Raw genomic sequence first — 13792 nt, 5'->3', positions numbered from 1 at the left:
ATCATCGATTAACGGCTGCAGCCTCTCGCGATCAAGCGTTCAACCTTCCTCAATTTCGGCATGACAATGTACGATGGAGGGTCTGGGCACGAAGTGCAGGGCAGGCCAACAAGAACGGAATGGATGATTGGCAATATGAAAAAAGTAAGGAAAGCAGTTTTTCCGGTAGCTGGGCTCGGCACGCGGTTTCTGCCGGCTACCAAGGCCATTCCGAAAGAAATGCTGACCGTCGTAGACAAACCCGTCATCCAGTATGTCGTGGATGAAGCTCGAGAGGCTGGTGTTGAGCACTTCATCTTCGTGACGGGCCGCAACAAGGCTGTCATCGAGGATCATTTCGACGTTCAGTTCGAGCTTTACGATACCCTTGCCCAACGCGGAAAGGGCGACCAGCTCTCGCGCCTGCAGCAGTTGCAACCAAGCCCGGGTCAGACAAGCTTTACACGCCAACAGGTGCCGCTTGGCTTGGGCCATGCGGTGTGGTGCGCGCGCGAACTGGTTGGCGATGAGCCGTTTGCGCTGCTTTTGCCGGATATGATCATGCAGTCGCGGAAAAGCTGCCTCAAGGCCATGGTCGAACTCTACGAAGAAACGGGCAACAACATCATCGCGGTGCAGGAATGCGATCCGGCAGAGACCCACAAGTATGGTATCGTCGGACGCGGCGAGGAAACGCATACCGGTTTTCGCGTCACTGAAATGGTCGAGAAGCCCAAGCCCGGCACCGCCCCATCCAACCTCTACATCAACGGTCGCTACATCCTGCAGCCGGAGATTTTCAAGATACTCGAAAGCCAGGAACGCGGAGCCGGTAACGAAATCCAGCTTACCGACGCCATGTTGAAGCTTGGCAAGCAGCAGCCGTTCTACGGCTACAAGTACGATGGCCGCACTTTTGATTGTGGCTCTCCGGAAGGTTTTGTCGAAGCCAATGTCGCCTTTGCGTTGTGGCGCAGCGACATGAACGAGAACATGTCCGAAGTCATCCGCACTTTGCTGGACGAGATGCACCCGCAGCGCCAGCGTTCAACCGGCTGAAATAACGGACAAGTCCGGTCAGCGCCGGAGCGTCAGGCCCACATAGATGCTGTTGGTCCTGGCGTCGCGGCCGGGCAGGTTGCTCGAAAGGGTTTCATGCCGAGCGCGCGTGGTGATGCCGGCATAGCGGTTCAGCCACCAGGTCAATCCTGCTTCGGCGCTGAAGATCAGATCGTGGCCATCAGAGCCGCTGTAGTCACGCCAATCCAGGCCAAGAAGTGCCGTCGCAGTCAGATTGGCGCGGATTTGCCGTTCTGCTGACAGGCGGCCTGAATAGAAGATCGAACCGCCTTCGCCGGGGGTTGTCGTTCCTTCCACGGCAGTTGTTCCTCTCAAGCCGATTGTGGTGCCGCGCTCAGGCGACCACCTCAGGTCGGCATTGACCGTTGCTGCCGAGATTGGGGCAACGCGATTGTCGTCGAACGATTCCCGCAGCCAGCCAGCGGAGAATTCACCAGCCAGCTTTTCGCCAAGGTCGAATTCGAGGCCAGCGCGTGTGCCTAGCCGGTTTGCCGACCGCTCGAAGCCGCCGGTGTCGATACGCTCGTCGTAGAGCCGCCGCCCTGCCTCGAATTCCAGAAATGGTGTCAGGGCCGGTGAGATCTCGTACCCCGTACGCAAGGTGGCCGTATAAAGGGTGGAGTTGCGGTCCTTCTGGGACAGCAGGCCACCCGTTGAAAGCTCGGCGTCGCCGTAGATATCGCGCTCGACAGCGCCGGTCAGGCCGATGCGCGCCTTGCCGACATCCTTCTCGATACCAAGACTGCCGTCGATGGTCTGTCGTAGTGGCTCTGAGGTGGTGCCGGTGATCACGACCGGTGATGATGCGGATTCAGGCGCTGCTTCGTATCCCAGCTTGCCGACTGCTCGCCACTCATTGTCGAGGTCGATGTTGAGATTTGTATCGAGGCGGCCACGTGCGTCTTCAACTTCGTCACCGGACAAGGTCTTTCGAAGAAGCACATAGCCGTCGATACTGGCGGAGTTTTTGCTCCAGTCTGAGGTCGCATTGAGGCGCAACGCCGTTTCGGAAAGCGTTGCCGGGCGTCCGCCATTGCTTGAGTCTGCATTTGACGTCGAGGTGATGCCTTGCTCCACGGATGGCCGCAAGGTGAACGATCCAACGCGAATGCCCGTAGGGGCGAAGGGATCTGCCTCCTGCTCTCTCGTGGCGGATTCGATTGCGCCAGTGCGCTCGGCGCGAGGATTGAGCCGAAGGTCTTCCTCTGTATCGATGGTGGTGGCGCGGCTATTGGTGGGCAAGTCTAGCGGAGGATCATCATCCTGCGCTGGCGGCGAGATTTCCTCGGTCGTGGCCTGTTCGGGCTGTGAAGATGTAGCCGCCGGGCGGCGACGCGGCAGCGGAGGCGCGTCGTCTGCGAAAGTGTCGGTGGGTTGTTGTGCCCCAAAGATGCTGCCGGTTGAAAGGCCAGTGTCGGTGCTGTCGCTGGTTGCGTTCGATGGGTGGTAGACGGGAGAGGGCACCCCGCTCGTGGAGCTTGTTCCCTGGGCAGCCTGAGCCTGGGCCATTTCCCGCGTCTTGGTCTGTTGATCGCTCAGAATCGCAGATTCAGAAACCTCACCGCGCAGTTCCAGGTTCTGCGCCAGCACTGAAACGGTTGACATCGGCAACAGGGCAGTTGCCGCCAAAAGCAGCATGCGGATCGTTTCGGCCCGCTCGGCTGTTCTGGTTCTGGATTGAAGACGCGGCATTACAACCTCGAAAGGCGCCGGCGCGCCATGCTTACCGAACCGTAAATTGGGATGGTTAACGGAGGGTTGAGGCGCGGCCTTTTGGAACACTGGGACAAAGCAAATTGTTGGACAGGCAAAGTGCAACGCGCTAAGCGCATTCGCCATGAGCGCGGGCATCTCCACCAAGAAGACTCAGCCGGATCGTCAAGCTTCGATCGCGTCGGCTCTTCGAACCGTATCCACCAGTCAAGGTGGCCTAGAAGCGCTGGTGAAGGCACTTCAGGACGGACTTGCCTCGCCATTTGCAGAAGCTGTCGAGACGATCTCCGGCATTAGCGGGCGTGTCATCGTCACCGGCGTCGGCAAGAGCGGGCATATCGGTTCGAAAATTGCTGCCACTTTGGCTTCAACCGGAACGCCGGCCTTTTTCGTCCACCCATCCGAGGCCAATCATGGTGACCTCGGCATGATTGCTGCCGATGATGCAATCATTGCCCTGTCATGGTCGGGCGAGACGGCCGAACTGAAGGGAATAATTGCCTATTCACGCCGCTTCTCAATACCTTTGATCGCCGTGACGGCCGGACAAAAGTCGGCGCTTGCGCGCGAGGCAGACGTGGTGCTGCTCCTGCCGCGCGTCGCCGAAGCTTGTCCGCATGGGCTTGCCCCGACGACGTCTACACTTCTTCAACTTGTCGTCGGCGATGCGCTGGCGATTGCCCTTCTGGAGGCGAGGGGCTTCACGCCTGACCATTTCCGCACCTTTCATCCCGGTGGGCAACTCGGCGCCAACCTGACCAAAATCCGCGACATCATGCATACCGGCGACAAGCTTCCGCTCGTACAGGCCGGAACCGGGATGCGCGACGCAATCCTTGAAATGTCCGGCAAGGGCTTTGGCTGCGTCGCAATCGTATCTGACGATGGCGCTCTGGCTGGCATTATCACGGACGGTGATATCCGACGGAAGATCGGTAGCGACTTGTTGGCGATGAACGTCGATCAAGTGATGACAACGCAGCCCAAGGCAATCGGTCCGGAAATGCTTGCCGCGACCGCCCTGCAGATCCTCAATTCGTCTGCGATTACGACGCTGATGGTGGTTGAGAATGATCGCCCGGTCGGGCTTGTGCATCTGCACGACCTGCTGCGCATCGGCGCTGCCTGATCCCGGATTGCCGTGACTCTACTGGATGGCCTCGACGGTCAGTTCCAGATCTGCCGCGGTCGCCCCGGTCACACGCACACGTGCGCCAACTGGTAAGTCAGGCCCCGAAACGCGCCACAAAGTGTCGCCAAGCTGGATGCGCCCACGGCCCTCCCTGATCGGCTCTGTCAAAGTGGCAGTACGGCCGATCATCTGTTCGCCACGTTGGTTGAGCATCGGTTGGTCGGTGTCGCGCTGCCGTGACCAGACGATCTGCTTTCCGACATAGGCGCAGATCAGCGACAAAATCAGGAAGACAACGACCTGCGTCTGCCAAATCCAGAAACCGGCATCCCAGATGACCAGCGAGACCGTGCCGGTAATCAGCGCCGCGATACCGATCCACAACAGGAAGACGCCTGGAACCATGATTTCGAGCACCAGCAGGATGAAGCCGATGACCATCCAGTTCCAGGGGCCGAGTTCGTTGAATATGCGTTCCAGCATGGGCATTATCTAACCTGTTGCTGTCAGCTTTCGGTGGAGCGGACCACGGGTGGCCGGGCGGACTGGCGTGACTGCTTGCCGCCGTCGCCACCAAAAACATCCTTGGCAATTTCGCCGATTCCGCCGAGCGTACCGATTAGCGAAGAAGCTTCCATGGGCATCAGCACAACCTTGGAGTTGCCGGCGGAACCGATTTTGGCCAATGCCTCCGTATATTTCTGGGCAACGAAGTAGTTCAGCGCCTGAACGTCGCCCTTGGAAATGGCGTCGGACACGACTTGGGTGGCTCGGGCTTCAGCCTCTGCAGCGCGTTCTCGAGCTTCGGCATCTCGAAAGGCTGCTTCCCTACGGCCTTCTGCTTCAAGAATTTGGGATTGTTTAAGTCCTTCCGCTTCGAGGATCTGAGCGCGCTTGTTGCGTTCAGCCATCATCTGCCGTGCCATCGATTCAACCAGATTTGCCGGTGGGTTGATGTCCTTGATCTCGACGCGCGTTACCTTGATGCCCCATGGGTGAGCTGCCTCATCGACGACACGCAGCAGGCGTTCGTTGATGGCGTCTCGATTGGACAGCAATTCGTCCAGGTCCATCGAACCCATGACCGTGCGGATATTGGTCATGGTCAGGTTGAGAATGGCGTTCTGGAGACCCGCGACTTGATAGGCTGCCTGCGGTGCGTTCAACACCTGATAGAAAGCGACGCCATCTACTGCCACAATAGCGTTGTCACGCGTGATGATCTCTTGCGTCGGAACGTCGAGAACCTGTTCCATCATGTTCATCTTCGCACCAATGCGATCGACAAACGGGACAATAAGATTGAGACCGGGCGTCAGCGTCTTGGTGTAGCGGCCGAAACGTTCGACGGTGTAGTTATAGCCTTGCGGAATCGTTTTGATGCCGGTGAACAGCACCAGCAGCACAAGGACGACAAGCACCGGGATGACTACATCGAGACCAGTGAACGCCATTTGCTTCCCCCTCGAATAGTGGGCCAACCGCCCGTGACAGCAGCATCACAGAAACACTTAAGTGCGTTTCCATAACGTTACAATCACGTCATTGATTGCAGCCAGTTGTGTATCTACCGGCTTGGACACCAATTGGCGGGTTGTCTCAAACCCAGCCGGAAAGTTCGCGTCTCGTCAGCATCTCGATAACAGCCATCCCCTCTGAGCTGTCGTTCAGGCACGAGATGTGGGAGAATTTTTCACCACCTGCGCCAAGGAATTCATCGCGGACTTCGCGTCCGATCTCATCCAGCGTCTCGATGCAGTCGGAAGAGAAGCCGGGATTGACGACGGCGATGCGCTTCACGCCGTCATGGGCAAGCTTCTCGACAGTCTTGTCCGTGTAAGGCTGCAGCCATTCCTGCGCTCCGAAGCGCGACTGGAACGTGGTAATGAGCCTGTCCTCGCTCCACCCCAACTTTTCTCGGAGCAGCCGCGTCGTTTCAAGGCAGTGGCGTCGATAGGGATCGCCCTTGTCTGAATAGGGTTTCGGGATGCCGTGATAGGAGGTTAGGATCATCTCTGGCTCGAAATCCAGCGATTTCAAGTGTCTGATGATCGAGGTGGCTAGAGCATCAATATAGATAGGCTCGTCATAGTAGGGCGGTACACTACGCACGGCCGGTGCGCGGCGCATTTTCATCAAGGCGCGGAAGAGCTGATCATTTGCGGTGGCAGTCGTCGTCGCCGAGTACTGCGGATAGAGCGGAAAGGTCAGGATTCGGTCGCAACCGCGTTCGACCAGCTTGCGCACGACGCTGCCGGTGGAGGGATTTCCGTAGCGCATGGCCCAGTCGACCGTGACATTTGGGAGATCGCGGAGGGAGGCGGCGAGCTTTTCACCTTGCGAACGGGTAAAGGTGTGGAGGGGGGACTCGTTGCGCTCGCGGTTCCATATTTTCGCGTAGTTTGCCCCGGATTTGCTGGGCCTGAAGGTCAGAACCGGCCCATACAGGATGGGGTACCAGATGAGCTTGTTTAGCTCGATGACGCGCGGATCCGACAGAAATTCCCTCAAATAGCGCCACATCGGCTTGAAATCGGTGCCGTCGGGCGTGCCGAGATTGACCAGCATGACTCCCACCTTGGCGGCCTTGGTTGGGGGCGCCGCGGTAGTCGTCGGAATAGAGTTCTCCAAGGGCTGGGTTCTGGTCCGTTCGGAAAGGGTCATGCAGTCATTTCTCCACGCGCCGTAAAGGTAGCGATACGCTGCGTGGATGCAATGCAGCTTGTGGCCGCACCTTGGTTCAACTTGTCGTCACCAGCCTTTCCGGTGACGACAAGTCTGTTTTTCAGTTCGCTGCCGGGATTTGCAACGTGCTGCCGATTGGAAGATGGCGCGGCCTGTAGGCGGAGTTGGCTTCGGCAATTGCTTTCCACTTGGCGCCGTCGCCATAGGCTTTGACCGCCAGATCCCAGAACGTGTCGCCGGCGACGATGACATGGCTCGTTTCAGCCGCCTGACCTGGCGTTGCAGCAGCCGGCTCGGCTGCCGTTGAAGCTGCCGGTGCAGGCTCTGGCGAAACTGTCGGCGGCGTGTTTGCAATATCGCTCGACGCGGACGGCAGGGCCGGTGTCGTGGTCTCGGCGGCTGCCGGTTCAGCCGGCTTTGCAGGCTCCGCCGCAGGGGCCGTCGCAGCCTGACCAGCGGCAATCTCGGTGATACGGCCTTCAAGCTTGGGGGTGTAAGGGTTGTGGGCGCCGAGGTAGTCGGCGACGACCTGCTCGAGGCCCGGACCGTAGTCGTAGGCGTTCTTGGCGTTGTCGGCAAAAATCTTGTAGCCGTCGCCGCCCTGGCGGACGTAGTTGTTGGAGGCGACCAGATAGTCCTTGGCCGGATCGATCGGCACCCAGTTGCCATTGTCCATGACTTCGACCGCACTGACCCGGCTTTCCGGAGCCGCCGATTTGTCGAAGGCGTATTTGAGGCCGGCGACCTGGGCGAAGCGGCCAGCACCTTCTTCAAGCTGGCTGACGCCGTTCTCAAGTGCTGCGACGATATCCTTGCCGCTGATCTGGAAGGTGGCAATGGTGTTCTGGAACGGGAGGACCGTCAGGACTTCACCCATCGTCACGGGGCCTTGGTCGATGGAAGCTCGCAAGCCGCCGCCATTGGTGAAGACGATGCTCACGCCCTGATCCTTGACGCGGTCGAGAACCGCGTCGGAAACGAGGTTGCCCATTTCGCATTCCCGCGCGCGACAGGCCTCGCGGCTGCCATCGATAGGCGCGGTGCTTTCGCCGACGAGCTTGGTCTTGAGTTCTTCGATCGGTGCGCCGAGTTCCTTGATGCGGTCAAGCACCGCCTGGTCGGGCGTAATCGACTTGTCGAGAAAGATCGGATCGCCCGAGGCCTCCTTGACGACGCCGTTGTCGTCGAACACCACTTTGAATTCGCCGAGATATTTGGAATAGGAGGCAGCCTGGGTGACCGGCACCTTGTAGCCTTCAGGGTTATCGATCATCGTCGGATAAGGGCCTTCAGCCTTGGCGTCGGTGTTCGACAGCAGCGAATGGGTATGGCCGCCGACCACGACGTCAACGCCCGGAATTTTCGCGATCATTTCCTTGTCGCGCGGGTAGCCGACATGGGTCAGGGCAATGATCTTGTTGACGCCTTCGGCTTTTAGTTTCTCGACTTCGGCGGTGATTGTCTTCACGTCATCTTCGATGGTGATGTTCGGTCCGGGAGAGGCGATCTCCGGTGTTTCCGTCGTGACCGCACCGACGATGCCGATCTTCTGACCGCCAATTTCGAGAACAATCGAAGGCTTGATGCGGTCGCCGACCTTTGCCGCGGCGCTCGCCTTGACGTTGGCGCTCAGCACGGGAAACTGGATGACATCGAGGAAGGGAGCGAGCGCGTCTTCGCCGTCATCGAATTCGTGATTGCCGACGGTCATGGCGTCGAATTTCATCTGGTTGAGAAATTCGGCCTCGGCCTTGCCCTTGTAGGTCGTGTAGAACAGCGAGCCTTGGAAGTTGTCGCCGCCGTTCAGCAAAATCACATTCTGGCCGTCCAGCTTCTTGCGCTCCTGGGCGATGGCGGTGATGAGGCGCGCTGCGCCTCCGATGCATTCGCCCTTGGTCTCTTCCTCGGCAGAGCAGGTGGATTCGTATTTGTTGTTCGATTCAATTCGGCTGTGCCAGTCGTTTATGTGGAGAATGTTGAGCGTGTAGTCGGCAAAGGAAGCTCCGGCCGACAGACCGAGCGTGGATGCCGACAAGGCGGCTATGGCAACGAACTTTTTCATGATGCTCTCCCGGATGGACTTGGCCGACGGCGCTGGGTTTCTGATCCTGGCTGCCTTAATTGACCGCAATATAACAGTCGGCACCCGACATGTTCACATTGCCGATTTTTGGTTGCAAGCGGAATCGATTGAACGAGCGCACCGTGATCGATGCCCGCCGGGTAGGTTCAAATTGTTACGGGGGAGAAGCACCCGGACGATTGCCGGGAAGGCAGGGCGCCCAAAGAGGCGCCCTTACCGCTGACATCGCTCAGGCGCGACGCGTCAGAACAAAGTTCTGGCCGGCAGCGCTGGTGCAGTTCAACTGGCTGGTCGATACCAGCAAGCAGTTGAAGCTGATCGGCGACTGGCGGATCAGCGAAGTTCCGGTGATCTCGACAGAAGTCGGCCCGGTCAATGTATAGGTTCCGTCAGACAGCTTCTGGCCGGTGTCGGTAGCTACGGTCTGGAATGTGCCAGCGTTGAGCGTGGACAAGCCTGTGCCCTGGGCGTCGATCCATGAACCTTCGACCCCTGTAGGGGCGGCGGCGACAGGTGGCGCCGACGGGCCGCTGGTCGTGCAAGCGGCGAGCACAGCGCTGGCCGCCAGACCCAAGCCGACTGATAGAACTTTTTGCGCGATGCTCATGTGTTTTCTCCTCGGTCCGCAACCTTTCAATCGCCCGATTTCCGGGCGATTGCAAGGTGTGCAGGTGAGGTAGGAGCTACGCTATCGGACCAGTATGTTGCGGAACTGCCACGGATTCTTGTGGTCGATGTCTTCCGGGAACAAGCCCGGGCGATTATCGAGCGGCGTCCAGTCCGTGTAATAGCCCTTCATCGGGCCAAGGTAAGCGGACTGGATTTCCAGGCAGCGCTGATAGTCCATCTCATCGGCTTCGACGATGCCGGCTTCTGGGTGTTCCAGCGCCCATACCATGCCCGCAAGCACGGCAGAGGTGACCTGAAGGCCGGTGGCGTTCTGATATGGCGCAAGCTTGCGCGCCTCGGCCAACGACAATTGCGAGCCGTACCAGTAGGCGTTCCTGTCGTGACCGTAGAGCAGCACGCCCAGCTCATCGACGCCGTCAACCAGCTCGTCTTCGTCGAGAACGTGATGCACGGATTGCGGCTTGCCGGCTGCGCCGAACATCTCGTGCATCGACAGGACTGCATCGTTGCACGGATGATAGGCATAGTGACAGGTCGGGCGGTAGTGAACCTTGCCCTTCTTGCCGCGCACGGTGAAGAAGTCGGCGATCGAGATCGCTTCGTTGTGGGTGACGAGAAACCCGTATTGCGGGCCGGGCGTCGGGCACCAGCTGCGGACGCGGGTGTTGGCGCCCGGCTGTTCTAGGTAGATGCCGGCCTTGCAACCGCTTTTGTGATCCTTGGCGTTCTTGGGCATCCACTTCTCGTGCGTGCCCCAGCCGAGTTCCGCAGGCTGCAGGCCCTCCGAGATGAAGCCTTCCACCGACCAGGTATTCCAGAACACGTCCAGCGGCTTCGGGTTCTTGGCGCGTTGCGTATCGCGCTCGGCGATGTGGATGCCCTTGACGCCGGCTTTCTGCATCAGTTCGGCCCAGCCCTCGCGGTCATGCTGTTCCGGCCGGGTGAAATCGAGGCCGAGATCGGTGGCGAGGTTGACGAGCGCCTGCTTGACGAACCACGACACCATGCCGGGATTGGCGCCACAGGTGGACACGGCGGTGGTGCCGCCCGGATGCTTGCTTTTTTCCTTCAACAGCGATTCACGCAAAGCGTAGTTGGTGCGAGAGGCGTTGTCCGCTTCGGTGTCGAAGTAGAAGCCGAGCCAGGGTTCGATGACGGTATCGACGTAGAGGACGCCGAGCTCGCGGCAGAGCCGCATGAGGTCGACGGAACCGGTGTCGACCGACAGGTTGACGCAGAAGCCTTGCCCGCCGCCCTTGGTGAGAAGCGGTGCAAGCAATTCCTTGTAGTTCTTCTTCGTCACCGCTTCCTGCACGAAGGCAATCTTGCGCTCGTCGAGCAGCTTGCGGTTGGCGTCATCGGGATCGATGACGGTCATGCGCGATTTGTCGAATTTGAAATGACGCTCGATGAGCGGCAATGTTCCGCGTCCGATCGAGCCAAAGCCGATCATGACAATGGGACCTGTTATCTCACCGTGGACCGGCCACTTTTCATTCGCCATTCTTTTGCAAACTCCATTCGCGCAAAATGTTACCAAGGGCACTGCCCGCAAACGGCGGGCTAAACCATAGTTTAATGTCATATGCTAGAGCGATTGACGCGCGAAGGAAGCGCCGTTCGTTCGGATAACAGCTAATTCATTGTTATTATTTTGCTTTATTCGATTTAACCGTATGCCGGAATCACGCCCCTTCGAGGGTCGTTGCGGGGGGCGGACGGTTCGGCGTCAAAGCCCGGCGAGGCGCTCCAGTGCGGAAACAAGCCGGTCGCGGTCGCCGGTCAGACCTTTATAGTCAAGCTGCGCCTCGTCCAGCGCTGCCAATTGCGCAGCGAAGGAGATGGCAATCCGCTTGCGCTCGTCATGGCGCGAGAGCACGGCAAGCGGGTCAAGAAAGATGCGGATTGTGAAAAGAATATCTCCGGAAACGGGCAGCTTCCTCAACGTCTGCCGCTCGACCCGGATGAAGGCGCTGGCGTTGATGTTCTTATCGTTGAATCGGGAAGGGCGCATGGTGGCGCGGTCGATGCGCTGCTCGTCAGACAGCGGATGATAGAGGGCGTCGCCGGCCTGGATCGACCAGTTGTATCGCTCCACGGGCAACTCGACGGCCAAGTTGTCGAAGATGCGTTCGATCATGCCGGCCATGCGTGTGCCGGGGCCGAAAGCCGGTACCGGAATGTGGATGTCCTGCATCGTCTTGCCGAATTTTTCGGTGAGCGACCATGACGAGGGGAAGCACAACGCACCCGCGACCAGCCGCCAACCTTCGGCGCTCTTGCGCATCAGGATCAGGTCTTCCTGCACCAGCAGCGAGGCAATGTGGAGCGGCGGCAGACCGGCACCGATTTCGGGCTGCCCGGCAACGGTCAGCCTTGCGCCATCGGTTTTGTAGTGTTGCGCATGGCGGGCAGGGAGATGGTCGACAAGCAGGGCGAGTACTTCCGCCTGCGCGGCTCTTGTGTCCGGTTCCTCAACAAAGACGCTGGAGCCATATTGGGCATGAATGCGCCGCTTTTCCGCGAGGTGGAAATCGAACGTATCGTCGATCTCGATCCATTCGTCGAGGTCGAGCGGCTTCAACCCGATGGCAAAGAGCTTGGACGAACCATCATAGGGTGTGTGGGCGGGAGTGGATGCCAAGGCGGTTCCGGCTGTTGTTTAGCGCCATGTCGATAGCAAGGGGACGGCGCTGCTGCAATTCATGCCGTTTAGGCCAGTTCTGCGGGGATCAGGCCACGCAACGAATTGCCGACGAAAATCGCCCTGGCATTGGCCAATGCTTCGTAGGGGATGACGGCTTCAACGGCGCGAGCCTGTTCAAGCAGTTCTTCGCGTAAAACGCCCGGCAAGAGACCGCAGTCGAGGCGAGGGGTGGCTAGAGCGCCGTCGCCGAAATCCACGAACAGATTGGTGATGGTGCCTTCGCAGGCTTCGCCGCGCTCGTTCATCAGCAAGACTTCGTCGGCCTGCGTGGCCAGATGTTCGGCCCGGGCGCGAACATAGATTTGGCGACGCGTGGTCTTGTAGGCGAGCAGCGCGTCGCTGGAATCCAGCCTCGCGCGGGCAAAACGCAGGCGCCAGATCTTGTCCGCGGCCAAAGGCGTGAACGGCTGTGCCGTGGCGTCGGCCGTTCCCCCTCTTGTCAGGACGAGCCGCACGCGCTGGGGGAACTGGGCATTTGCGACAACCCTGCCCAGCGCTTGCCCGATATCGTCGGGATGGCACGAGAAGCCGAGCGCCGCAGCCGAATTGTAAAGCCGGGCAAGGTGCCGCTCCAGCCGGACGAAACCGGCGTCCGGTTCCCAGCGCAGCGTTTCGATCAGGTCGAAGCCGGCGGCATTCCCGTCGCGAAGCGTGCTTTCAGCAGACACTCCTTGTATTCCTCCTCAGCCGTGGAATCGAACACGACGCCACCACCGACATTGTAGACGGCTTCGCCGTTCGGGTAGAGCGATATGGTGCGGATGGCGACGGAGAAGCGCATCGTGCCGCCGGGTGCGATCCAGCCGATGGCGCCGCAATAGACGTCGCGCGGCCCGCTTTCCAGGTCGTGCAGCACCTCCATCGCCCGGATCTTGGGCGCGCCGGTGATCGAGCCGCAGGGAAACAGCGCCGCGAAAATCTGGCGGATGGAGAGGCCGGGCAGGAGTTTTGCCTGCACGCGGCTCACCATCTGGTGCACGGTCGGGTAGCTTTCGATGCGGAACAGCTCCGGCACGTCCAGGCTGCCGACTTCGCTGATCAGGGAAATGTCGTTGCGCAGAAGGTCGACGATCATCCGGTTCTCGGCCTGGTTCTTCTCGTCGTTGCGCAGGAACTCCTTGAGCCTGCGGTCTTCTTCCGGGGTCGCGCCGCGAGGCGCAGTGCCCTTCATGGGGTGCGTTTCTATGATGCCGTCGCGGGAAACCTCGAAGAACAGTTCGGGCGAGCGGGACAAGACGACGGGGCCATCGCCGAGCGAGACCAGCGCACCGTAGCGGACCGGCTGGCGCTCGGTGAGGGCGTTGAAGGCGGCCAGCGGCGTGCCGGACCAGTGGGCGTCGACCTGGAAGGTCAGGTTGCCCTGATAGCAATCACCTTCGCGGATATGCCGATGCAAGCGGTTGAACCTGGGTTGGTAGACATCGAACGACCAGCTTGCCCGCGCGTCGAAGATCGGGCCGTTGGTGGCGGTGCTGCCCTGTGCGACGGGCAATCGTTCGGACGGTTGGTCGAAGACGCCGAGGCAGAAAAGCGGCGCTCGCCTCTCCTTGGGCAAAAGCGGCACAAGCTTGGGCTCGAGCAGGTAACCGGCCTCATAGGAGAAATAGCCGGCAAGCCATTTGCCGGCTTCATAGGCCTGTTGCACTTCAGCCCACGCCGCTTCGAACTCATGCGCCTCGGTTGGCGTGATGAGGGCCGAGGGCCGCTCGAACAGGACCTCGCGTCCGGCAAGGTCGTCACGAAACAGGGCGAAGGGCGAGTTAAGCACTTTGGGAGCACCAGC

General features: G+C 59.7%; 12 protein-coding genes. 2 read left to right on the top strand and 10 right to left on the bottom strand.

The genetic code is table 11. The features are described 5' to 3' along the window. Positions 1 to 135 precede the first annotated feature (135 nt). Entirely contained in the window at positions 136 to 1038 is a 903-nt protein-coding gene (gene galU / locus ASD50_RS22135; protein ID WP_056246750.1) for a UTP--glucose-1-phosphate uridylyltransferase GalU, read from the top strand. Positions 1039 to 1056: 18 nt separating this feature from the next. On the opposite strand, the gene ASD50_RS22130 is transcribed toward galU, so the two are convergent. Beyond that, positions 1057 to 2751 carry an outer membrane beta-barrel protein gene (locus ASD50_RS22130; protein WP_056246681.1) on the bottom strand — a complete coding sequence of 565 codons (1695 nt, stop codon included), beginning with the start codon at positions 2749 to 2751 and terminating at the stop codon, positions 1057 to 1059. 145 nt (positions 2752 to 2896) lie between these two features. Here ASD50_RS22130 and ASD50_RS22125 point away from each other — a divergent pair, with 145 nt between their 5' ends. Continuing rightward, entirely contained in the window at positions 2897 to 3901 is a 1005-nt protein-coding gene (locus ASD50_RS22125; RefSeq protein ID WP_056246678.1) for a KpsF/GutQ family sugar-phosphate isomerase, read from the top strand. An 18-nt stretch (positions 3902 to 3919) separates the two neighbouring features. Here ASD50_RS22125 and ASD50_RS22120 read toward each other — a convergent pair whose 3' ends face one another. The 9 genes from ASD50_RS22120 to ASD50_RS22080 form a co-directional block, all read right to left on the bottom strand. Then, positions 3920 to 4387, bottom strand: coding sequence for an NfeD family protein (locus ASD50_RS22120; protein WP_056246676.1), 468 nt, complete (start codon positions 4385 to 4387; stop codon positions 3920 to 3922). A 23-nt stretch (positions 4388 to 4410) separates the two neighbouring features. Further along, complete coding sequence (locus ASD50_RS22115) at positions 4411 to 5358, bottom strand: SPFH domain-containing protein (protein WP_056246673.1); 948 nt, start codon at positions 5356 to 5358, stop codon at positions 4411 to 4413. A gap of 145 nt (positions 5359 to 5503) precedes the next feature. Continuing rightward, positions 5504 to 6568, bottom strand: a complete 1065-nt coding sequence (gene hemH / locus ASD50_RS22110) for a ferrochelatase (protein ID WP_082549793.1) — start codon at positions 6566 to 6568, stop codon at positions 5504 to 5506. A 121-nt stretch (positions 6569 to 6689) separates the two neighbouring features. Next, on the bottom strand, positions 6690 to 8651 hold the full coding sequence (locus tag ASD50_RS22105; RefSeq protein ID WP_056246667.1) for a bifunctional metallophosphatase/5'-nucleotidase: 1962 nt from the start codon (positions 8649 to 8651) through the stop codon (positions 6690 to 6692). 250 nt (positions 8652 to 8901) lie between these two features. Next, entirely contained in the window at positions 8902 to 9279 is a 378-nt protein-coding gene (locus ASD50_RS22100; RefSeq protein ID WP_056246662.1) for a hypothetical protein, read from the bottom strand. 81 nt (positions 9280 to 9360) lie between these two features. Then, complete coding sequence (locus ASD50_RS22095) at positions 9361 to 10806, bottom strand: homospermidine synthase (RefSeq protein ID WP_056246658.1); 1446 nt, start codon at positions 10804 to 10806, stop codon at positions 9361 to 9363. 225 nt (positions 10807 to 11031) lie between these two features. Next, the gene (locus ASD50_RS22090) at positions 11032 to 11946 is read right to left on the bottom strand and encodes a heme-dependent oxidative N-demethylase family protein (protein ID WP_056246654.1); all 915 of its coding nucleotides are present in this window, start codon (positions 11944 to 11946) and stop codon (positions 11032 to 11034) included. 68 nt (positions 11947 to 12014) lie between these two features. Continuing rightward, a complete protein-coding gene (locus tag ASD50_RS22085) occupies positions 12015 to 12677 on the bottom strand; it encodes an aminotransferase class IV family protein (RefSeq protein ID WP_056246649.1) in 663 nt (220 codons plus the stop codon). Next, on the bottom strand, positions 12626 to 13777 hold the full coding sequence (locus ASD50_RS22080) for an aminodeoxychorismate synthase component I (RefSeq protein WP_056246646.1): 1152 nt from the start codon (positions 13775 to 13777) through the stop codon (positions 12626 to 12628). The genes ASD50_RS22085 and ASD50_RS22080 overlap by 52 nt, the downstream gene beginning before the upstream one ends. Between the last annotated feature and the right edge of the window lie 15 nt (positions 13778 to 13792).

The organism is Mesorhizobium sp. Root552 (genome assembly GCF_001427285.1).
Lineage (GTDB): Bacteria > Pseudomonadota > Alphaproteobacteria > Rhizobiales > Rhizobiaceae > Mesorhizobium.
This window is presented reverse-complemented; position numbering and strand designations above follow the sequence as displayed.